Here is a 20,375-nt window from a genome sequence, read left to right on the forward strand (position 1 = left end):
TTTTGTCGACGTCGCTCCGGTGGGGGCGAAGATGTCCGGCCGTCGGCACCAGTGTCTCCCCGGCCCGTGGTATCCCCGTCGCGGCCGTGGTGTCCGCGGGGTGGGGTAGAGTACGTTGCGTCATTCCACCGTGAGAGAGGCACGTACCACATGCGCCAATACGTCGAGATCGGCATCGGCCGGGAGGCCCGCCGCACCTACCGTCTGGACGACATCTCCATCGTCCCGTCGCGTCGCACCCGCTCCTCCCAGGACGTCGACACCACCTGGCACATCGACGCCTACACCTTCGGCATCCCGGTGGTGTCCCACCCCACCGACGCCCTCTCCAGCCCCGAGTTCGTCATCGAGATGGACCGGCAGGGCGGCCTCGGCGTCATCAACGCCGAGGGCCTGTGGGGCCGCCACACGGATCTCGACGCCGCCATCGCCCGCGTCGCCGCCGCGGCCGAGGACGAGGACAGCCTCGACTTCACCGGCGCGAAGGCGATCGCCACCCTCCAGGAACTGCACTCCGCGCCCGTCGACTTCGACCTGCTCGGCGAACGCATCGCGGAGGTGCGCGCCTCCGGGGCGACCGTCGCCGTGCGGGTGAGTCCGCAGAACGCCCGGGAGTTCGCCCCCGCGGTCATCCAGGCGGGCGCCGAGCTGCTGATCATCCAGGGCACCATGATCTCCGCCGAGCACGTCGCCACCGGTGGCGAGCCGCTCAACCTCAAGGAGTTCATCGGCTCCCTCGAGGTGCCCGTCATCGCCGGCGGCGTGGCCGACTACACCACCGCCCTGCACCTGATGCGCACCGGCGCGGCCGGCGTCATCGTCGGGGGCGGCACCAACACCAACCACGTCGCGCTCGGCATCGAGGTCTCCTTGGCCACCGCCATCGCCGACGTCTCCGCCGCCCGCCGCGACTACCTCGACGAAACCGGTGGCCGCTACGTGCACATCCTCGCCGACGGTGAGATCGAGACCTCCGGCGACGTCGCCAAGGCGATCGCCTGCGGTGCCGACGCCGTCGTGCTCGGCACTCCGCTGGCCCCGGCCGCCGAGGCCGCGGGCAAGGGCGCGTTCTGGCCGGCGGTGGCCGCCCACCCGCGTTTCCCCCGCGGCATCGTCCAGGGGTCGGAGCTGCTCCTCGCCGACGACGAGGAGTCCCCGAGCCTGGAGAAGATCCTGCACGGCCCGTCCACCGAGCCCTACGGTGTGCAGAACATCGTCGGCGGCCTGCGCCGGGCGATGGCCAAGTGCGGCTACACCGACCTGAAGTCCTTCCAGAAGGTCGGCCTGGCCGTCAGCCACTGATCCCCGTGTCCTCCCGGAACCGCGGACGGTTACGGGGACCGGAGGGGGCGGCGGTACTCTGCTCCGGTGTCAAGCACCGAAGTTCCGTCAGAAAAGGGGTCGACTCCTGTGGTCGAACTGTCTCCCATGTCCCGATTCACCGCGGAGGACGCCTGCCATGAGGTCGGCGTCGATGAGCTGTTCTTCTCCGTCACCGACGCCGAGGGGATCATCCGGCAGGCGAACGACGTCTTCGTGCGGCTGAGCCGCCACGGCCGCGACGAGCTGATCGACGCCCCGCACCACATCGTCCGCCACCCGGCCGTGCCCGCCGGTGTCTTCCACGAGATGTGGGCGAACCTCCGGGCGGGGCGCCCGTTCGCCGGGTACCTGCGCAACCGTGCCGGGGATGATTCCACCTACGACCTGCTGGCCACCGTCACCCCGCTGCCCGACGGCGGCTTCCTGGCCGTGAGCACCCGGCCGGTGACGGGCCACCTCGACACGGTCCGTGACATCTACTACGCCGTCAACGACCTCGAGCACCGGGTGCTCAGCGAGGGCACCGACCGTCGCGACGCCGCGGAGCAGGGCGCCGCCCGCCTCCGCGAGGAGCTGGCCGGGCGCGGTTTCGGCACCTACAGGCAGCTGCAGTGGGAGATCCTGCCCGACGAGGTCGCCGAGCGGGAACGCCGCAGCGGTGGGCTGCCCGGGCGGGAGGGGGCGACCGGGCCGCTCGCCGAACTGCTGTCCGCGGTGCGCGACCTGTTCGCCGCCCTCGACTCCTTCATGGACGCCCAGCGGGACATCGCCGGCACCACCGCCTCACTGGCGCGGGCGGGCGAACGACTCGACGAGGAGACCGCCGCCGCGGTGCGGGTGAGCGGGGAGATGGGCAGGCTCGACATCGCCGGACCCGAGCGGACCCTGCTGCTGGCCCCGCTCCAGGTGTGGAACACCATGCACGGCGCTGTCGGCGAGCACACCGCCGACCTGGCGGAGATGCTGCGTGAGCTGGAGGCCAACGGGGCGCGCACCCGCTTCCACATCGCCCTGGCCCGCCTGCACACCACCATGACCGCCGACTTCGCCGCTGGCCTCGACAACCATCCGTCCGGGGACGACTCCTCGGCCGCCGCGATCCCCTCGCTGACCGACGCCCTGCGGGCCGGGGTGGCCGAGATGAACGACCGCGTCGCCGAGCACCAGCGGCTGAGCCGCCGGGTCAGCTCCAAGGTGCGCTCGGTGGTCTCCCTGATGGAGGTGCCCCGCACGATGATCGCGGACTGGCTGGTCGACTCGGACGTCGAGCAGCTCGCCGACAACGCCCAGCAGCTGGTCGCGGAGGTAAACCGGGCCGTGGAGGGGGCGTCGGCGTCGATCATTGAGCTGGAGAGGCTGGGGGAGCGACTGGTCTCGGAGACCACTCCGCAGCTCGAGGCCCTGCGTGCCGACGTCGACCGCATCTCGGCGGCGACGACGGCGTACCTGGGGCAGGAATGAGACCGGTTAGCACGTACCCCATGCTGGTGGGTAGGATTTGAGGCGTGACTCAGCAGACCCCCCAGCCCGTGCTCGTCGTCGACTACGGCGCCCAGTACGCCCAGCTCATCGCTCGTCGCGTGCGTGAGGCCCGGATTTACTCCGAGGTTGTCCCGCACACCGCCTCGGTGGAGGAGATCAAGGCCAAGAACCCGGCCGCGCTCGTCCTCTCGGGCGGTCCGTCCTCCGTCTACGCCGACGACGCCCCGCGGCTGGATCCGGAGATCCTGCAGCTCGGGGTGCCGGTCTTCGGCATCTGCTACGGCTTCCAGGCCATGACCGACGCCCTGGGCGGCAGTGTCGCCGAGACCGGTGTCCGGGAGTACGGCCGCACCGATCTCACCGTCTGCGGCGGTACCCTCCACGACGGCCTCGAGGCCACGCACAAGGTGTGGATGAGCCACGGCGACTCCGTCACCGAGGCCCCCGAGGGCTTCGAGGTGACCGCCTCCACGCCGTCCACCCCCGTCGCCGCCTTCGAGAACGTCGACAAGCGCATGGCCGGTGTGCAGTACCACCCCGAGGTCCTGCACTCCCCGCACGGCCAGCAGGTGCTCAGCCGCTTCCTCACCCAGGTCGCCGGCCTCGAGCCGACCTGGACGGCCTCGAACATCGCCGAGCAGCTCATCGAGCAGGTCCGCAGCCAGATCGGCCCCGACGGGCACGCCATCTGCGGTTTGTCCGGCGGCGTGGACTCCGCCGTCGCCGCGGCCCTGGTCCAGCGCGCCATCGGTGACCGTCTGACCTGTGTGTTCGTCGACCACGGTCTGCTGCGTGCCGGCGAGCGCGAACAGGTGGAGAACGACTTCGTCGCCGCCACCGGCGCGAAGCTCGTCACCGTCCACGAGAGCGAGGCCTTCCTGGCCAAGCTGGCCGGGGTCACCGAGCCGGAGGCCAAGCGCAAGGCCATCGGCGCGGAGTTCATCCGCTCCTTCGAGCGCGCCGTCGCCGGTGTGCTCGAGGGGGAGAAGGTCGACTACCTGGTGCAGGGCACCCTCTACCCGGACGTCGTGGAGTCCGGTGGCGGTGCCGGCACCGCCAACATCAAGAGCCACCACAACGTCGGCGGTCTGCCCGACGACGTCGAGTTCGAGCTCGTCGAGCCGCTGCGCCTGCTGTTCAAGGACGAGGTCCGCGCCGTCGGCCGCGAGCTGGGCCTGCCCGAGGTCATCGTCAACCGTCAGCCCTTCCCGGGCCCCGGCCTGGGTATCCGCATCATCGGTGAGGTCACCGAGGAGCGACTGGAGACCCTGCGCGCCGCCGACCTCATCGCCCGTGACGAGCTGACCGCCGCCGGCCTGGACGACCAGATCTGGCAGTGCCCGGTGGTCCTGCTGGCCGACGTGCGCTCCGTGGGCGTGCAGGGCGACGGCCGCACCTACGGCCACCCGATCGTCCTGCGCCCGGTCGCCTCCGAGGACGCCATGACCGCCGACTGGGTGCGCATCCCCTACGAGGTGCTCGAGCGCATCTCCACCCGTATCACCAACGAGGTCGCCGACGTCAACCGCGTCGTCCTCGACATCACCTCCAAGCCGCCGGGAACCATCGAGTGGGAGTAGGCCTCCCGCACTAACGACGACGGGCCCCCAACCAGCCATGTGCCGGTCGGGGGCCCGTCGCGTCGGAGGTGGGGGTGTTGAGCACCGGCGCGGGCCCGAACTACTCCGCGCCGTGGACGGCGGCCTGACCGACGCCGCCCTGGACCGTCAGAGTCAGGGTCTCGCCCTCGGCGTCCTCGTTGTAGAGGCCGTCGCGGCAGTCCAGCTCGCCGAGGCCGCTGACGCACTCCAGCTCGACCGGCACACCGGTGGGCAGCTGGATGTCCAGGGAGCCGATACCGCCGTTCACCTCGACGGTCCTTTCCTCGTTCAGCGGGGCCAGGCCACTCAGGTCGAGGTCCGTGGAGCCGACACCGCCGGAGTAGGCGGGCTGCAGCTCCTGCCCGTTGACCGGGGCCCAGCGCTGGTCGCCGACCGTGTCGTCGTCGAAGTGGACGGTGCCCAGCGGGCCGGCGAACAGGGCGAGGAAGGTGGTGAAGGCCGCCAGGACGGCACCGATACCGAGCAGCACCCACGGCCATATCCTGGCCTTTTTCCGCTTCGGCTGCGGCGCGGGGCCGGGGTCCGGCAGATCCCAGGCGAAGGAGGCGGTGCCCAGCGGATCCCAGGTCGGGGGAGTGGTGCGTCCGGGTGGGGTGGGGTAGCCCTCGGCGGGGGCGAAGCCGGACAGATCCACCGGTTGCTCCATCGTCGGCATGGCGGCGGTGTGGGGAGCGGCCTGCTGCTCGGCCGGCCGGGGTGGCGGGGCCTGGGCGAAGGGGATGCCACCGGAGACCACCTGGTCCGTCTGCCCCGGATAACCGGTGGGCGTGGTCGTCGGGACCGCGATCAGCCCGGCGGGTGGGGCGGGTTCCTTGGCGTGCAGCAGCCACCAGCCGCCCAGGAGCAGGGCGATGGCGGGCAGGGCGAAGCCGGTGCTGGTGACGAAGAAGACCAGGAAGAAGAACAGCAGCCACCAGCCGGTGCCGCGCTCCCTGCGTTCGGTGGGGTCGAGCGGCTCTTTCCGACGCCCGACCGCCTCCGCCGGGGAGGTGGTCATGCCGTAGCGGGGCATCATCATCCAGGCCAGCAGGTAGGCCGCGACGCCGCCGCCCAGGGTGAAGGCGGAGACGACGAAGATGACGCGGACGACGGTCGGGTCGATCTGGTAGCGCACGCCGATGCCCTCACACACGCCGGCGATGCGGGCATTGCCGCCCTGGTCGGAGGGGATGCGGGGTGGGCGGGTATCCCACATCCGCCGGGTGGTTTCCGTGAAGGTGCTCATGGCCCCAATTGTGGTGGCGGGCCGAGGAAACCGGTATCAGGATCCACCCTGATTTGCGGAAATCAGGGTCTGCCCCGATGTCCCCTGAGCGGGCCGCATGCCACAATCGGCAGCATGAGCACCTCCTCCACGCCACAGGCGTACGCGCCGGATCGTCCGGGGCCGGGGCCGTACCCGAGGTACGTCCGTCCCCGTTCCCGCCGGGTGGTGGCGGGTGTGGCCTCCGGGCTGGCCTCCCACCTGGGCGTCGACGTGTTCGTGGTGCGTCTGGTCTTCGTCGTGGCCGCCTTCCTCTCCGGGCTGGGGATCTGGGCGTACGCGGGGTTGTGGATGTTCTCCAAGACCTCCGCCGAGGTCCCGCCCCCACCGGAGCGCAACCGGATCGCCCGGTCGCTGTACGTCCTGCTGGTCCTCGTCGGCGTCATTGGTTCGGGACTGACGGTCTCCCTGATCAGCGGGCTGTCCGGGGCGGTGCTGCTGCCGTTGCTCATCGTCGGCGTGGGCGCGTTCCTGGCCTGGCAGTCCTATGACCGGGGTACCAGCAGCGTCGGCAATATCGTCGCCCTGGCCGGGGGAGCGGTGCTGGTGATCTCCGGCATCTTCGTCACCGTGGTGTTCTGGGACACCTCCGGCGGGTTCATGGGGGCGCTGCTCGCCGTGCTGCTCACCCTGGCCGGGGTGGCCGTGCTGGTGGTCCCGCTCGGGGTGCGCCTGTGGGAGACGGTCGCCGAGGAACGGGCGGCCAAGGCGGCGGCCGACGAGCGCGCCGAGATCGCCTCCCGACTGCACGACTCGGTGCTGCAGACCCTGGCACTGATCCAGAAGCGCGCCGGGGACCCGGCCGAGGTGGCCCGCCTGGCCCGCGGACAGGAGCGCGAACTGCGCCAGTGGCTCTTCGACGCCGAGGAGAAGACCTCGCAGTCCGTCTTCGCCGCCGTGGAGACCGCCTGCGGGGAGGTCGAGGATCTCTTCGGCCTGCGCATCGCCCCCGTGACCGTGGGGGCCGACACCGTGCTGACGGAGGAGAGCAAGGCCGCGGTGCTCGCCGCCCGTGAGGCGATGGTCAATGCCGCGAAGCACGCGGGCGTCGAGACGCTCGACGTCTACGCCGAACTGCTCGGCGGCGAGCTGTCCATCTTCGTCCGTGACCGCGGCCCCGGCTTCGACCCGGAGCAGATCCCCGCCGACCGCCACGGCATCCGCGACTCCATCCGCGGGCGCATGGAACGCGCCGGCGGCGGTGCGCGCATCAGAACCGCTCCGGGGGAGGGCACGGAGATCACCGTCACCGTGCCGGTGGCCCCCGCCGAACCCGCGACCCCCGGGGAGGACTCCACCCCGGTATCCTGAACCACATGGTGAAGGTGTTCCTGGTCGACGATCATTCCGTGTTCCGTTCCGGCGTGCGCGCCGAGCTGGCGGAGGCGGTCGAGATCGTCGGCGACGCCGGGACGGTCCACGAGGCGGTCGCGGGCATCGACGCCACGGAACCCGACGTCGTCCTGCTCGACGTCCACATGCCCGACGGCGGTGGAGTGGCCGTCCTCCGCGGCGTGAGCGTGGGCACCACCTTCCTGGCGCTGAGCGTCTCGGACGCGGCGGAGGACGTGATCTCCGTGATCCGCGCCGGCGCCCGCGGCTACGTCACCAAGAACATCTCCGGTACCGAGCTCGCGCAGGCCATCGGGCGCGTGCACTCCGGCGACGCCTACTTCTCCCCGCGCCTGGCCGGCTTCGTTCTCGACGCCTTCGCCGGCGGGGACGTGGCCGAGGATCCGGCGGGGGAGCCGCAGAAGATCGACGACCCGGTCGTCGACGCCCTGACGCGCCGGGAGCTGGAGGTGCTGCGGCTACTGGCCCGCGGCTACACCTACAGGGAGATCGGGCAGGAGCTGTTCATCTCCGTCAAGACCGTGGAGACCCACGCCTCGAACATCCTGCGCAAGACCCAGCAGTCCAACCGCCACGCCCTGACCCGCTGGGCGCACTCCCGCGACCTGGATTAGGAGGGGAGAGCATGGGCGAGTACCGCTTCGAGACCGGCCGCGTGCTCGTCGCAGCCGTCATCTTCACCGCCATCGTGGCCTGGCAGGCCGACCTGCACTGGGGCTGGTGGCTGCCCGCGCTGCTGTTGTTCACCGTCGTGTTCGCAGGGTTCCACGCCTTCTACAACTGGGCGAACTCGAGGATCCGGGAGGCCACCCACCCGCCGGAGTGAGCGTGGGCGGGCCGGGGGAACTGCCCCGCCATCCCAAAACCGCCCGGAAACGCCCGGAATTGCCCATACTGTGGGCAGGAGCTTTCCGTACTTTCGGAGCTTTCGGAGCTTTCGGTGCTTTCCGTGGCAGAGGAGGGGCAATGAGCAGTAACGTGATCGTCATCGGCGCCGGGATGGTCGGCCTGGCCACCGCCTGGCATCTGCAGGAGCGCGGCCACGAGGTCACCGTCCTCGACCGCGAGGGGGTGGCGGCGGGCTCCTCGTGGGGGAATGCGGGTTGGCTCGCGCCGGCGAAGGCCATTCCGTTGTCCGATCCGAGTTTGTGGGCCTACGGCCCGAAGGCGTTGTTCGACCCGGATGCGGCGCTGTCCATGCCCTTCCGTTTCGACCCCAAACTGTGGCTGTTCCTGGCGCGGTTCATGGCGCAGGCCACGCAGCGCGCGTGGGACACCACGATGGCCTCGCTCACGCCGATCGACCGGGCGGCGCTCGCGGCCTTCGACGAGCTCGAACTCGGGGGAGTGGAGGCGGTGACCCGCAAGGGTCCGTTCGTGATCGGCTTCGAGGAGGAGTCGCAGTCGAAGGGCTTCCAGCGCGAGATCGCCGGGGCGGTCCGGCACGGGCAGGAGGCGCCGATGGAACGCCTCGACAACCCGCAGGAGCTCGCGCCGATGCTCTCCGACGCGGTGAAGGTGGCCTTCCGGCTCGAGGGACAGCGGTTCATCGAGCCCGGCCCCTACGTCGAAGCGCTCGGACGGGCCGTCGAGCAGCGGGGCGGGGTCATCCGCACGGATGCGGAGGTCACCCACGTGGCCCGGGGAGACCGGCCGGCCGTGATCCTGACCGACGGCGAACGGCTCGAGGCGGACAGGATCGTGATCGCGACGGGGGCGTGGCTGTCACGGCTGGCACGCGAATTCGGGGTGCGCACCCTCGTGCAGGCCGGCCGCGGCTACTCCTTCACCGTCGAGACCGACCAACCCGCCGAGCACCCGCTCTACCTGCCGTACCACCGCATGGCGTGCACCCCCTACCAGGGCCGGTTCCGCATCGCCGGCACCATGGAGTTCCGCGGTCCCGATGAGCCGCTCCACCCGCGCCGCATCGAGTCGATCGTGAACCACTCGCGCCGGCTCATGCGCGGCGTTGACCTGGACAATCGGCGGGACGAGTGGGTCGGTTCACGCCCGGTCACCCCCGACGGCATGCCGCTGGTCGGCCGGACCCGCGCGGAGAACATCTACGTCGCCGGCGGCCACGGGATGTGGGGCGTGGTGCTGGGACCTGCGACGGGCAAGTACCTGGCGCAGCTGATCGACACCGGCGAGACCCATCCCACGATCGCCCCCTTCGACCCGCTGCGGTGAGCGCCCCCGCACCCCCGCGGTGGAGAGGGTCAGGCGAATGCCAGTGCGCGGGAGCCGTCGACGTGCGGGAAAACCCAGTACATCCAGGCGAACACGGCCAGCCACACCAGGAATGTCCCCCACAGCGGCATCGGGGCGAAGACCGGCACGATCATCAGCGCCAGCCACACCAGGAACAGCGGGATCACCTGGGCCAGGCGGGGCTTCTGCGTCAGGTTGCGCTTGTCCAGGTACTCCTTCATCTCCCGCCGGTAGGGGTGGCCGAACATCAGCAGCAGGCCCGCCGCGATCGCCGCCACCATCACGCCCACCTGAATCCCGCGGGACAGATCCGTCGACAGGACCGCCACGCCCGCGCCGAGGAGCAGCGAGGTACCCAGACGGACGACCGGCGGGGTGGGGATGGGGGTGATGTGCGAGCGCATGTTGGAGTAGGCGTTCATGCCGGTCAACGCTACCAGTTGACCACGTCGGGCACGGGGGTGCACACCTGGCCCGTGAGGGGAGCATAGGTTCACAAATCGGGGGAGCTGGTGGGCCTCTCCCGGGCCGGACTCGGCGGCGAAGACCCGGTGCCCGCCCGGGTGGAGCCGGAGGACGCGAAGTGTCGACCAGTGCCTTTCCCCGTGGGAGGCTGGCCCGTCGGTGACGCGTACCGACGCCCGCGTGACCACCTGCCGCGGCGTCGGCATCACCGTGCGGGTGGTCGCCTGGGCCAGCCCCCGGCCGGTGGGTACGGGCTGGCGGGTCGGGAGACGCAGAAAGTCGCCCGCCTGCAGGTGGTGGGGCAGGCGGACGACGAGCGACCTACGGATGGTGGTGGGCGGCGGCGGTCATGCCGCGGGGAATCATCCCTGGAGGATGTCGATGACCACCCGCTGCGGGTTCTCCAGCACCTGCACGGAGTAGGGCAGGCGGTCGCTGAGTCCCACGACGAACTGGGAGCGTCCCTCGAAGGTGCCGGAGCTGATGACCTCGGTGACGTTGCCGGCGCCCGGGACGGTGCCGATGCCCGGATCCTCCATGCCCAGCTGGAAGGGGTAGGTCATTCCGTCGAGGTTGACGTTGAGGGCGACCGCGCCCTGGTAGGGGATGGGGTGGCCGGAGCCCTGCTGGGTGGGCTGTTCGGTGTAGTCGATGAACCACCCCGGGGTGCCCTCGCCTGTCAGGTCGAAGACGATGCGGTCGAAGCCCTCGTGGCTGCCGACGCGGACGTCGGTGACCAGCAGCTGCGAGGGCGCCTCGGGGCGCAGGGTCTTCATCGAGCTGTCGGCGTTGCCGAGCGGGGTCACGCCGGCGTCAGCGGAGGTCGCTGAGATGTCGCTGCCGCCGGTGACGGTGGCGGACTGGGTCTCGCGCTCCGTCTCGGTGGTGGTCGTGGTCTCGGCGGAGGTGGTCCCGGCGTCGGATGCGCCCTCGGTGCCGCCGGTGCCGCAGGCGGCGAGCCCGAGGGCGCCGACGGCCATTACCGCCACAGTGGTGACGGCAGCGCGTCGCCGGTGGGAAATTCGCAGGTGCTCGGTCATGGTTTCACCGTATAACGAGGTGTGAACGGGGGCGAAGCCAACAAGGGGGTCGGCGGGTGATCGTGAACGAATCGTTGTAAAGCCACCCCGGAAAGACGTGGCCCCGGACTCAGTCAACCGTGGAGGATGTCGATGACCAGGCGCCGTGGTTCCTCGAGCACCTGGACGGAGTAGGGCAGGCGGTCGCTCAGGCCGATGATGAGCTGGGAACGGCTCTCGTAGTGGGTGGTGCTGATGATCTCGGTGATGTTGCCGGTGCCGGGGATGGTACCGGTCCGCGGATCCTCAAGTCCCAGCTCGGGAGGATAGGTCACGCCCGCCAGAGTGACGTCGAGGGCGACCGCTCCCCGGTAGTCGACGGGCAGGCCGGAAACCTGGTGGGTGGGGTGGGTGGTGTAGTAGATGTCCCAGCCGGGCGTGCCCTCGCCCGTCAGGTCGAGGACCAGCCGGTCGAACCGACCGTGGCTGGCCATCCTCACATCGGTGACCATCAGCTCGGACAGGGTCGCGGGATGAAAGGACTTCGGGGCGGTATCCGGTTCGCCGAGCGGGGTCACACCGGAGCCGTGGAGGACGTCGATGACCACCCGTTGCGGATCCTCGAGTATCTGGACGGAATAGGGCAGACGGTCGCTGAGTCCCACGACGAACTGGGAGCGCCCCTCGAAGAGACTGGCGCTGATGACCTCGGTGATGTTGCCCGTGCCGGGCACGGTACCGATCTCCGGGACCTCGATTCCCAGCTCGGAGGGGTAGGCCATTCCGGTGAGGTTGACCTCGAGGGCGGTCACGCCCTCATAGGGGATGGGGTGGCCGGAGCCCTGCTGGATGGGGTGTTCGGTGTAATCGATGCGCCAGCCGGGGGATCCCTCCCCGGCCAGGTCGAAGACGAGACGGTCGAAGCCGTGGTGACTGCCCAGGCGGACGTCCGTGACCGCCAGGCGCGCCGGGACCGAGGGGTCGCGGGTCTTCAGGGCGGTGTCCGGCGTCCCGAGTGGGGGAATCCCGGTTCCGACGTTCGCGACCGCGTCGTCGACTGCGGTGGTGGTGGTCTCCTGCGGGGGCGGATCGAGGCCATCTCCCGCGGGATCCTGGGGAGAGGCGCCGGTACCGCAGGCGGCCAGGGTGAGGGCGCCGGCGAACACCAGGGCCGCTGCGGAAAAGGGACGGGATGGAAGGCAAGTGATCTGTGTCATAAATTCACTCTATAACCGCGTTCCACCTCAGCATATGGGCCGCGGAAAGCTGATGCCGAATCGTAGTGGTGCGCGCCGGACCCGCTCCTCGGGGTCTGGGCCCCGGCGGGCGCACGGGACATTAGGCTGGGGTCATGTCTACCTTCGACCCGGCCACCGATTCAGCTACTGACCAGGTCACTGGACCGCCTGCCGCGCCCGATCCGGTGCGCTGCTCCGATGTCCAGGTTGAGCCGCTGCCGGGCTCGGCGAAGACCGAGCGGGTGTACGTCATCTTCGAGTGGCCGCACGGCTGGAGCCGCGACGTCCTCGACGGCGACACCTTCGGTGAGGAGCTGACCGACCGGTTGCGGAAGAAGCTCAAGAAGGCAGCGGGTCTGCAGCTCATCCGACAGCCCGGCCGGGAGGGCCGGCGGATCGACCGTCACCACCTCTTCCTGGTCTTCGCCGACCAGGCGCGTGCCGAGATGCTCACCGTCGACGGACCCGAGGACATTCTGGATCTGGATCTGTCCGGACCAGGCCGCAACGGGGCGGAGGAATATGTCGGCCCTCTCGTGCTGGTGTGCACCCACGGCAAGCGGGACGTGTGCTGCGCGCTCAAGGGCCGCCCCCTGGCCACCGATCTGGCGGATCGGTTCCCCGGCACCACCGTGTGGGAGACCTCGCACACCAAGGGGCACCGCTTCGCACCCTCACTGTTGCTCATGCCCTGGGGTTACAGCTTCGGACGGCTGAACGGGGAGGTGGCGGCCGCCCTCGTGGAGTCCGCCCTGCAGGGAGAGTACTTCTATCCCGGCAACCGCGGCCGTGGGCTCTACGGCCCGCGCGGTCAGGTCGCTGAGCTCGCCGTGGCCCGGGAGCTGCTGGGGGCGGGGGAGGGGCTGCGCTTCGGGGAGCTGGACGTCTCCGACGTCGACGGCGAGGCGCCCGTCGTCACGCATGTCGACGGCCGCTCGTGGGCGGTGGAGCTGGAGCAGCAGGAGGTCACGGGTATCGTCTCCTCCTGCGGTGACAGGCCCAAGGGGGGCAGCGTCTGGGTGGCGCGGGCCGTCGCGGAGATTCAGGCCTGAGTCGGCCGGGCGCGCTCAGGCGCCGTCGAGCCGGTCGAGCAGGGTGAGGAACTCCTCGGCGTAGGAGACCTGCCGACGCAGCTTCGCCAGCCGTTCGCGGGTCTCCTCCCGGAAGTGGGTGACGGTTTCCGCTGCCTCGGTGGCCTGCGGGGATGGGTTTCCGGCCCCCGGCAACGCGTCGGCGGCGGCCAGGAACGTCCCCATCTCCTCGAGGGTGAATCCGAGCGGTTTCATGCGGCGGATGAGCAGGATCCGCTCGACGTCCGCCTCGCTGTAGAGGCGGAACCCGCCCGGGGTGTGACCGGAGGGCGCCACCAGGCCGAGTTCGTCGTAGTGCCGCAGCGTGCGGATCGACAACCCCGTCCGTTCGGCGACGTCGCCGATCTTCATACCCTCCGGATCTGTCACGGGCACTCCTTCCGACGGGCGCCTGACTCTGCCCGTCAAGTTGAACAATCACAACCCTACCGTTACGGTAGGTTTTCGTTTCCGGTCCACCGACGACGGTTGATCCTAATTCCCATTTACCTTTTTGAACCGCGCGGGTACGCGCCCGCCCGAACATCCCCAGGAGTGCCTGTGAGCCAGTCCACCGCAGATACTGCGGCGATGAAGTCACGGGAGGACGGCACCGACGCCCCCACCGGCGTCATCGCCTCCTTCCGCTACGCCTTCTCGTCCCCCACCCGCTTCCGCAAGGAGGTGCTCGCCGGCCTCGCCGTCGCGCTCGCCCTGATTCCGGAGGCGATCTCGTTTTCCATCCTCGCCGGCGTGGACCCGCGCGTCGGCCTGTACTCCTCGGTCGTCATGGCGATCGCCATCGCCTTCACCGGCGGGCGTCCCGCCATGATCACCGCCGCCACCGGTGCGATCGCCCTCGTTGTCGCACCGCTGGCCCTCGAGTACGGTCTCGACTACCTCATCGCCGCCGTCATCCTGGGTGGCGTGTTCCAGGTCGTGCTGGGACTGCTCGGCGCGGCCAGGCTGCAGCGCTTCGTCCCGCGCTCGGTGATGGTCGGCTTCGTCAACGCCCTGGGCATCATGATCTTCCTGGCGCAGATCCCGCACCTGATCGACGTGCCGTGGCTGGTGTACCCACTGGTCGCCGTCGGCCTGCTGATCATGATCTTCTGGCCGAAGTTGACCTCCGTCATCCCGGCGCCGCTGGTGACCATCCTGGTGCTCACCCCGGTCGTGGTGCTGGCCGCCTGGAATGTGCCCAACGTCGCCGACATGGGCGAGCTGCCGGAATCCCTGCCGGAGCTGTTTATCCCGGATGTTCCGCTGACGCTGGAGACGCTGCAGATCATCGCCCCCTACGCCCTGGGCGTGGCCGTCGTCGGCCTGATGGAGTCGCTGATGACCGCCAAGTTGGTCGACGACATCACCGACGTCCACTCGGACAAGACCCGCGAGAGCTGGGGCCAGGGTATCGCCAACATCGCCTCCGGCTTCTTCGGGGGCATGGGCGGCTGCGCCATGATCGGCCAGACCATGATCAACGTCCGCCAGTCCGGGGCGCGCACCCGCCTGTCCACCCTGCTCGCCGGTGTGTTCCTGCTCATCCTCATGATCGCCCTGGGCGACATCGTCGGCCTGATCCCGATGGCCGCGCTCGTGGCCATCATGATCATGGTCTCCGTGGGCACCATCGACTGGCACTCGGTCCGCCCGCGCACCCTGAAGCTGATGCCGCTGTCCGAGACCATCGTCATGCTGGTCACTGTTGTCGCCACCCTGGCCACCGAGAACCTGGCCATCGGCGTCGCGCTGGGTGTGCTGACGGCCATGGTCATGTTCGCCCGCCGGGTCGCGCACATCGTCTCCATCGAGAAGGTCGACGAGCTGGTCACCGACGACGGGCAGGTCGACACCCGCACCTACCGCGTCCACGGCCAGCTGTTCTGGGCCTCCTCCAACGACCTGGTCTACCGCTTCGACTACAACGACACGGCGGAGCACATTGTCATCGACCTGACTGCCGCCGAGGTGTGGGACGCCTCCACCGTGGCCACGCTGGACGCGATCACGCAGAAGTACCACGAGAAGGGTAAGACCGTCTCCATCACCGGCCTCGACGGGGCCAGCCAGGAACGGCTCGACCGGCTCTCCGGGAAGCTGGGATGACCGGCGTTTTCTGAGTAGGTGGTCGGGGACCCGGGAAGACGAGGCGTCTTCCCGGGTCTTCGGTGATTCTGGGGTCTGTTTTCCCTGGTCGCTCCGGCTCCACCCCTGTTCGGGGGCTCTGTGTCCGGGGCGGGTTCTAGAGTCACTATCGAACGCCTGAACTAATGGTGTTCTGGTCCGACCCACGACTAGCCACCTTCCAGGAGGTGTCCTGCCGCCGTGTCCACCGCCCTGTCCGCCCCACCCGCCTACTACTCGGTCACCAACCCCGACGACCCCGTCGCCGTGGCCTCCCGCGACGTCATCCGCAAGGACTACGAACTCTGGTCCACCCTGACCCACCACCTCGATCCCGAGCAGGACAGCGACGTCCTCGCCGCCTCGCTGACCCGCAGCACCGGAATGGCCAAAAACTTCATCCAGAACAACCTCATGGCCATCCTCACCCTCGACGAACTACCCCGCCTCCGCGCCCTGCAGGAGGAGCTCTGGCACCTCGACCTGCACCGCCTCCGGGCCATCGACTCCGCCCTGGCACCCGCCGACCGCGACCACCTGCCGGAAGTCGATGAACAACTCACCGACTACCTCACCGCCACCCGCCCCAACCAGCTGGTCCCCGGAGCCCGGGCCATCCAGAACAAGATCAGGGCCATCCTCGCCGAACTCGACGACACCATCGACACCGACGACGAGCCTTCCCAGCTGCCCGGTGAGTCCTATGCGATGACCTTCAACGCGGACGGCACCGCTGATCTCACCGCCCGGTTCAACGCCGTCGATGCCGTCGAGATCGACCTCCGTGTCCGCGCCCTCGCCGAGGCCGAGGGACTCACCCTGGCCCAGGCCCACGCCGCCCTGGTGCGGGGTGCCGACGGGGTGCGCGTCCACCTCAACGCCTACCGTGCCTCGGACGTGGAGGATGCCCCGGCATTCATCCACCGGGTCGGCTGGGTGGACAAGGCCACCACCGACACTCTGGTGGAACGGGCCTGCCACACCCGGGACATGGACGCCGCCGCCGGGATCACCACGGATTCCTACACCACACCGGATGTCCTGCGGATACATATCGAGGGCCGCGACGGGACCTGCCGGTGGCCCGGCTGCACCCGGCCGGCCACCGTCTGCCAGATGGACCACCGCATCAACCACGCCGACGGCGGCCCCACCACAGCCTCCAATCTGGTCAGCCTGTGCCAGCGCCACCACAACCTGAAGACCGCCCGGCACGCCTTCTACCACCTCAACCCCACCACCGGCGACATCATCTGGCTGTTCGCCGACGGTACCTGGGTCTACGACGAAGCCGAGGGACCACTGTCACGCACATCGAGGCTGTGGGGACAGACCCTGCATCAACGACGAGAAGAACGCCACCACGACGCCCGGTCCAGGGCCCAACACCGCAAACGGATGAAAGACCAGGCCAACGACACACCCGAGGAGGACAGCCCACCACCGTTCTGATCACACCGCGTGCTACATCCGACTACAGGAGGTGACCACCACAGATCTCCGTGACCGGTTTCCCGTCGAGCCCGGCTAAGCCGTGTTCAGCAGCCGTGGCAGTGCCTCGGCCGCCGAGTCGATGACCTCGTCGGTGGCGGAGTGCACCTCCTCCGGCGACCAGGGGAAGGAGAAGGACCGGTCGGCGATCGCGTGCATCGGCAGGTCGTTCCAGGAGTCGCCGAAGGTGTAGAGGTCGACCGCGGAACGTTCGACGCCGAGGTGTCCGGCCAGCCAGTACAGGCCGGCCGCCTTGGTGGTGCCCACGGGGACGACGTCGAGAAAGTTCTGGTTGATCACGCAGCCGACGTCGAAGGTGTCGGCCAGCCAGGACTGCAGCTTCTTCTTCAGTCCCGGGTTGTCCGGCACCCAGATCGGCACACCGACGAACTCGCGGCCCTCGATCTCCTCGGGCGTCATCTCCCGGAAGTCGTGCAGGACGGTGTTGGTCGCCGACAGCGGGACGCGGGAGCTGAAGCGCACGTCGCGCTCGTCGAGCGCGGTGCCGTAGACGGCGATGCCGTCGACGTCGGCAAGCGACTCGACGATCCGTCGCACGGTCCCGGCCTCGAGCGTCGAGGAGTGCAGGACCCGCCGATCCCGGTCCGCGACGGCGGCTCCGGTGAAGACCACGGAGTAGTCGAAGTTGAGGTCGGTTCGTCGAGCGCGTAGCGCATCGCCCACATTGACTTGCCGGTCGCGGCGACCGCCAGATGGCCGGCCTCGCGCCAGGCACGGATAGCGGCGACCGTCTCCTCGGCCACGCCGTCGGGGAAGAGGAGGGTCCCGTCGAGGTCAAAGGCGGCGAGTTTCATGCTGTCCAGGGTAGTTCGAGGTCGGCAGGGGCGGAACATCCCCGCAAACAACGAAAATCCGGCCCGATCCACCGATGGTGGTGGACCGGGCCGGGCACAGGGGGAATCACACAGCTAACGCCGCATGATCTTCCTCGACAGCCAGTTGCCCAGCAGCTGGGCGAACTGGACGATGATGACGATCGCGATGACGGCGACGTAGGTGACCTCGTAGTCGAAGGCGCGGTAGCCGTAGACGATGGCGAAGTCACCGATACCGCCGCCGCCGATGTAACCGGCCATGGCGGACATGTCGATCACGGCGATGAAGATGAAGGTGTAGCCCAGGATCAGCGGGCCGAGCGCCTCGGGGATGATCACGGTGGTGATGATCCGCAGGGGCCCGGCGCCCATGGCGCGGGCCGCCTCGATCACGCCCGGGTTGATGGCCACGAGGTTCTGCTCGACGATGCGGGCGACGGTGAAGGTGGCGGCGATGCACATGATGAAGGTCGCCGCCTCCCGGCCGATCGTGGTGCCCACCACCGCGAGCGTCAACGGGGTGAACATCGCGATCAGGATGATGAACGGGATGGGACGGATGAAGTTGACCAGGACATTGACCACCCAGTACAGGGGTTTGTTGCGCAGGATGCCGGCGTCGCGGGAGGTGTAGAGCAGGATGCCCAGCAGCAGGCCGAGGATGCCGCCGACGACCATGGTCACCGACACCATCACGAGCGTGTCGATGATCGACTGGACGAAGGTGGGGCCGAGCCGGTCCCAGTCGGCGGCGAGAGTGGTGACGGTCATCGGGTGATCTCCTGGATGTCGGTGGTCTGGGAGAGGGTCGAGCGGAAGTCCTCGATGGCCTGTTGCGGTCCGTTGAGGCGCACGGTCATCTTGCCGAAGGACTGCTGCTGCAGGGTGGTCACGCCACCGTGCACGATGCTTATCGACGCCCCCGTCTCCCGCAGCGCCGCGGCGGCGGCGAAGAAACCCGAGTCCTCGGTCAGATTGATGGTGAACAGGCGGCCCTCGTGGACGAGCAGATCCTCGGCCTCGACCTGGTCGGGGGTGTTGCGCAGGGCGGTGGCTACGAAGCGCTGCGCCACCGGGGTCTGCGGATGGGAGAAGACATCGTAGATGCTGCCGTACTCGACGACCTTCCCGGCCTCCATCACGGCGACCTTGTCCGCGATGGAGCGCACGACCTCCATCTCGTGGGTGATCACGATGATGGTGATGCCGAACTCCCGGTTCACCCTGCGCAGCAGCTCCAGGACCTCCTGGGTGGTCTCCGGGTCGAGCGCCGAGGTGGCCTCGTCGGCCAGCAGCAGCGAGGGGTTCGTCGCCAGCGCGCGGGCGATGCCCACGCGCTGCTTCTGCCCGCCGGAGAGCTGCTCGGGGTAGCTGCGGCCGCGGTCTCCCAGGCCGACGAACTCGAGGAGCTCGGTGACCCGCGCCTTACGCTCCGCCTTCGGCATGCCCGCCAGTTTGAGCGGGTACTCGATGTTGCCCGCGGCGGTGCGGGAGGTGAACAGGTTGAACTGCTGGAAGATCATGCCGATCCCCGAGCGGATGCGGCGCAGCTTCCCCTCGGACATGCCGACGACGTCGGTGCCGTCGAGCAGCAGCTGGCCCGACGTGGGCACGTCCAGGCCGTTGACCATGCGGACCAGGGTGGACTTGCCGGCGCCGGAGTATCCGATGACGCCGAGGATCTCGCCGGGCTCGACGGTCAGGGTGACGCCGTCGAGTGCTGTCGTCTCGGTCTTGCCGGTGGCGAAGACCTTGGTGAGGTCACGGAACTCGACTCGGGTTCCGCTGGTTCCGTGGTGCGGTGATGCTGTCACTTGGGGGACCACTCGATTCATGTGGGCGGGCGGGGGCGGCGGCGCGCGGCGTGCGGCTGGTGCGACGGCGGCTGCGCGATTACAACGCAGACAATGCTAAACCCCGCCGCGGGAAAGCGACGGGGTGGCACCTGCGTGGCGGGAACTAACCCTGGTTGCGCTCGGCTTCCTCGAGGCGCTCGAGGATCTCGGCGAGCTCTTCCCTGGTGCGCTCGACCTCGATGGCGGTGTTCTGGGAGTCCTCGGCGACGGCGGCCATGACCTCGTCGGAGTGCCAGAGCTCGACCAGCCTGTTCAGGCGCGGGTCATCGGCGTCCTCGGCGCGGGTGACGAAGACGTTGATGTACGGCTCGGCCTGCTCGGAGTTCGGGTCGTCATGGAAGACGGCGGACTCGGGGTCGATGCCGGCGCGGTCCAGCCAGGAGTTGTTGATGATCGCCGGGCGGCCCTCGCCGTAGGCGGCCGGGGTCTGGGCGGCGTCAACCGGGGTGACGGAGACCTGCGAGGCCTCCTCGTCGATGTCGGCCGGGGTCGGGGTGACCAGGCCCTCCTCACGCAGGGTGACCAGACCGGCCTGGACCAGCACGTTGATGGCGCGGCCCTGGTTGGACGGGTCGTTCGGGATGGCGACGGACTCGCCCTCGATGCCGTCGAGGGAGTCGTGGCCCTGCCAGAACAGATCCAGCGGATAGATCTCGGTGGCGCCGATGGCCACGAGATCGTCACCCGCGCCGACGTTGTACTCGGCGAGGAACTTCAGGTGCTGGAACTTGTTGACGTCGATCTGGTCCTGGGACAGCGCCTGGTTCGGGGTGTTGTAGTCGGAGAAGTTCTCGATCTGCAGCTCGATGCCATCCTCGGCGGCGACCTCCTCGAAGACGGCCCAGGCCTGCTGGGAGGCGTCGGTGGTGCCGATGCGGATCGGGCCGTCGGCGGCGGCGTCGCCGCCCTCGGACCCGGAGTCGGAGCAGGCGACCAGGCCGGTGGCGGCGAGGGCCGCGGCAGCGGAGCTGGCCAGGATGCGACGGAGCTTCATGGGATCGTGTCCTTCAGGTTG

The 20,375-nt window shown here is 69.3% G+C and carries 19 protein-coding genes and 2 pseudogenes; 10 read left to right on the forward strand and 11 right to left on the reverse strand.

Annotation, left to right across the window (positions count from 1 at the left end; translation table 11 throughout):
• Positions 1-150: 150 nt before the first annotated feature.
• The 3 genes from A605_RS03030 (at position 151) to guaA (ending at position 4,385) form a co-directional block, all read left to right on the forward strand.
• Complete coding sequence (locus tag A605_RS03030) at positions 151-1,302, forward strand: GuaB3 family IMP dehydrogenase-related protein (protein ID WP_015400031.1); 1,152 nt, start codon at positions 151-153, stop codon at positions 1,300-1,302.
• A gap of 126 nt (positions 1,303-1,428) precedes the next feature.
• Positions 1,429-2,784, forward strand: a complete 1,356-nt coding sequence (locus tag A605_RS03035) for a PAS domain-containing protein (RefSeq protein WP_051625666.1) — start codon at positions 1,429-1,431, stop codon at positions 2,782-2,784.
• 44 nt (positions 2,785-2,828) lie between these two features.
• Entirely contained in the window at positions 2,829-4,385 is a 1,557-nt protein-coding gene (gene guaA, locus A605_RS03040) for a glutamine-hydrolyzing GMP synthase (RefSeq protein ID WP_015400033.1), read from the forward strand.
• Between the two features lie 100 nt (positions 4,386-4,485).
• Here guaA and A605_RS03045 read toward each other — a convergent pair whose 3' ends face one another.
• Positions 4,486-5,652: a PspC domain-containing protein gene (locus A605_RS03045; RefSeq protein ID WP_081602071.1), complete on the reverse strand. Its 1,167-nt coding sequence runs from the start codon at positions 5,650-5,652 to the stop codon at positions 4,486-4,488.
• 114 nt (positions 5,653-5,766) lie between these two features.
• Between A605_RS03045 and A605_RS03050 the strand changes: the two genes are divergently transcribed.
• The 4 genes from A605_RS03050 to A605_RS03065 all read left to right on the forward strand — a co-directional run bounded on the left by A605_RS03050 (position 5,767) and on the right by A605_RS03065 (position 9,237).
• Positions 5,767-7,002, forward strand: a complete 1,236-nt coding sequence (locus tag A605_RS03050; RefSeq protein WP_042440032.1) for an ATP-binding protein — start codon at positions 5,767-5,769, stop codon at positions 7,000-7,002.
• 8 nt (positions 7,003-7,010) lie between these two features.
• A complete protein-coding gene (locus A605_RS03055; protein WP_015400036.1) occupies positions 7,011-7,658 on the forward strand; it encodes a response regulator in 648 nt (215 codons plus the stop codon).
• Positions 7,659-7,669: 11 nt separating this feature from the next.
• Positions 7,670-7,870 (forward strand): hypothetical protein, encoded by a 201-nt coding sequence (locus A605_RS03060; RefSeq protein ID WP_015400037.1) that lies wholly within the window; start codon positions 7,670-7,672, stop codon positions 7,868-7,870.
• Positions 7,871-8,010: 140 nt separating this feature from the next.
• Positions 8,011-9,237 (forward strand): NAD(P)/FAD-dependent oxidoreductase, encoded by a 1,227-nt coding sequence (locus tag A605_RS03065; protein WP_015400038.1) that lies wholly within the window; start codon positions 8,011-8,013, stop codon positions 9,235-9,237.
• 29 nt (positions 9,238-9,266) lie between these two features.
• Here A605_RS03065 and A605_RS03070 read toward each other — a convergent pair whose 3' ends face one another.
• The 4 genes and pseudogenes from A605_RS03070 to A605_RS16015 all read right to left on the reverse strand — a co-directional run.
• Positions 9,267-9,680: a hypothetical protein gene (locus A605_RS03070; protein WP_015400039.1), complete on the reverse strand. Its 414-nt coding sequence runs from the start codon at positions 9,678-9,680 to the stop codon at positions 9,267-9,269.
• Positions 9,681-10,085: 405 nt separating this feature from the next.
• Complete coding sequence (locus tag A605_RS03075; RefSeq protein WP_027004583.1) at positions 10,086-10,763, reverse strand: AMIN-like domain-containing (lipo)protein; 678 nt, start codon at positions 10,761-10,763, stop codon at positions 10,086-10,088.
• 113 nt (positions 10,764-10,876) lie between these two features.
• Complete coding sequence (locus A605_RS16010) at positions 10,877-11,254, reverse strand: AMIN-like domain-containing (lipo)protein (RefSeq protein ID WP_425277962.1); 378 nt, start codon at positions 11,252-11,254, stop codon at positions 10,877-10,879.
• Positions 11,255-11,332: 78 nt separating this feature from the next.
• Positions 11,333-11,959, reverse strand: a pseudogene (locus A605_RS16015) (AMIN-like domain-containing (lipo)protein); the annotation flags it as partial.
• A gap of 134 nt (positions 11,960-12,093) precedes the next feature.
• Here A605_RS16015 and A605_RS03085 point away from each other — a divergent pair.
• Positions 12,094-13,032, forward strand: a complete 939-nt coding sequence (locus A605_RS03085) for a sucrase ferredoxin (RefSeq protein WP_081602072.1) — start codon at positions 12,094-12,096, stop codon at positions 13,030-13,032.
• Positions 13,033-13,047: 15 nt separating this feature from the next.
• Here the strand turns inward: A605_RS03085 and A605_RS03090 are convergent, their stop codons facing one another.
• Positions 13,048-13,422, reverse strand: coding sequence for a MerR family transcriptional regulator (locus A605_RS03090; protein WP_034991267.1), 375 nt, complete (start codon positions 13,420-13,422; stop codon positions 13,048-13,050).
• A gap of 219 nt (positions 13,423-13,641) precedes the next feature.
• On the opposite strand from A605_RS03090, the gene A605_RS03095 reads away from it, so the two are divergent.
• Both A605_RS03095 and A605_RS03100 read left to right on the forward strand, forming a co-directional pair.
• Positions 13,642-15,159, forward strand: a complete 1,518-nt coding sequence (locus tag A605_RS03095) for a SulP family inorganic anion transporter (RefSeq protein ID WP_015400044.1) — start codon at positions 13,642-13,644, stop codon at positions 15,157-15,159.
• Positions 15,160-15,378: 219 nt separating this feature from the next.
• Positions 15,379-16,629, forward strand: a complete 1,251-nt coding sequence (locus tag A605_RS03100) for an HNH endonuclease signature motif containing protein (RefSeq protein ID WP_015400045.1) — start codon at positions 15,379-15,381, stop codon at positions 16,627-16,629.
• Positions 16,630-16,704: 75 nt separating this feature from the next.
• On the opposite strand, the gene A605_RS03105 is transcribed toward A605_RS03100, so the two are convergent.
• From A605_RS03105 to A605_RS03120, 5 genes and pseudogenes are all read right to left on the reverse strand, one after another.
• Positions 16,705-17,352, reverse strand: coding sequence for an HAD hydrolase family protein (locus tag A605_RS03105; RefSeq protein WP_015400046.1), 648 nt, complete (start codon positions 17,350-17,352; stop codon positions 16,705-16,707).
• A gap of 35 nt (positions 17,353-17,387) precedes the next feature.
• Positions 17,388-17,522 (reverse strand): annotated as a pseudogene (locus tag A605_RS15925) (hypothetical protein); the annotation flags it as partial.
• A 75-nt stretch (positions 17,523-17,597) separates the two neighbouring features.
• On the reverse strand, positions 17,598-18,275 hold the full coding sequence (locus A605_RS03110; protein ID WP_015400047.1) for a methionine ABC transporter permease: 678 nt from the start codon (positions 18,273-18,275) through the stop codon (positions 17,598-17,600).
• On the reverse strand, positions 18,272-19,318 hold the full coding sequence (locus tag A605_RS03115) for a methionine ABC transporter ATP-binding protein (RefSeq protein WP_015400048.1): 1,047 nt from the start codon (positions 19,316-19,318) through the stop codon (positions 18,272-18,274). Before A605_RS03115 ends, A605_RS03110 begins: the two co-directional genes overlap by 4 nt.
• A 145-nt stretch (positions 19,319-19,463) precedes the next feature.
• Positions 19,464-20,354: a MetQ/NlpA family ABC transporter substrate-binding protein gene (locus A605_RS03120; protein WP_015400049.1), complete on the reverse strand. Its 891-nt coding sequence runs from the start codon at positions 20,352-20,354 to the stop codon at positions 19,464-19,466.
• Between the last annotated feature and the right edge of the window lie 21 nt (positions 20,355-20,375).

Origin of the sequence: Corynebacterium halotolerans YIM 70093 = DSM 44683 (genome assembly GCF_000341345.1) — a bacterium.
GTDB classification, from domain to species: Bacteria; Actinomycetota; Actinomycetes; order Mycobacteriales; family Mycobacteriaceae; genus Corynebacterium; species Corynebacterium halotolerans.

Coding starts and splice junctions, on each gene's coding strand:
- A605_RS03060 (WP_015400037.1), top strand. CDS start 7,670: ATGGGCGAGTACCGCTTCGAGACCGGCCGCGTGCTCGTCGCAGCCGTC.
- A605_RS03110 (WP_015400047.1), bottom strand. CDS start 18,275: ATGACCGTCACCACTCTCGCCGCCGACTGGGACCGGCTCGGCCCCACC.
- A605_RS03050 (WP_042440032.1), top strand. CDS start 5,767: ATGAGCACCTCCTCCACGCCACAGGCGTACGCGCCGGATCGTCCGGGG.
- A605_RS03065 (WP_015400038.1), top strand. CDS start 8,011: ATGAGCAGTAACGTGATCGTCATCGGCGCCGGGATGGTCGGCCTGGCC.
- A605_RS03085 (WP_081602072.1), top strand. CDS start 12,094: ATGTCTACCTTCGACCCGGCCACCGATTCAGCTACTGACCAGGTCACT.
- A605_RS03035 (WP_051625666.1), top strand. CDS start 1,429: ATGTCCCGATTCACCGCGGAGGACGCCTGCCATGAGGTCGGCGTCGAT.
- A605_RS03095 (WP_015400044.1), top strand. CDS start 13,642: ATGAAGTCACGGGAGGACGGCACCGACGCCCCCACCGGCGTCATCGCC.
- A605_RS03090 (WP_034991267.1), bottom strand. CDS start 13,422: ATGAAGATCGGCGACGTCGCCGAACGGACGGGGTTGTCGATCCGCACG.
- A605_RS03120 (WP_015400049.1), bottom strand. CDS start 20,354: ATGAAGCTCCGTCGCATCCTGGCCAGCTCCGCTGCCGCGGCCCTCGCC.
- A605_RS03030 (WP_015400031.1), top strand. CDS start 151: ATGCGCCAATACGTCGAGATCGGCATCGGCCGGGAGGCCCGCCGCACC.
- A605_RS03070 (WP_015400039.1), bottom strand. CDS start 9,680: ATGAACGCCTACTCCAACATGCGCTCGCACATCACCCCCATCCCCACC.
- A605_RS16010 (WP_425277962.1), bottom strand. CDS start 11,254: ATGGTCACCGATGTGAGGATGGCCAGCCACGGTCGGTTCGACCGGCTG.
- A605_RS03045 (WP_081602071.1), bottom strand. CDS start 5,652: ATGAGCACCTTCACGGAAACCACCCGGCGGATGTGGGATACCCGCCCA.
- A605_RS03075 (WP_027004583.1), bottom strand. CDS start 10,763: ATGACCGAGCACCTGCGAATTTCCCACCGGCGACGCGCTGCCGTCACC.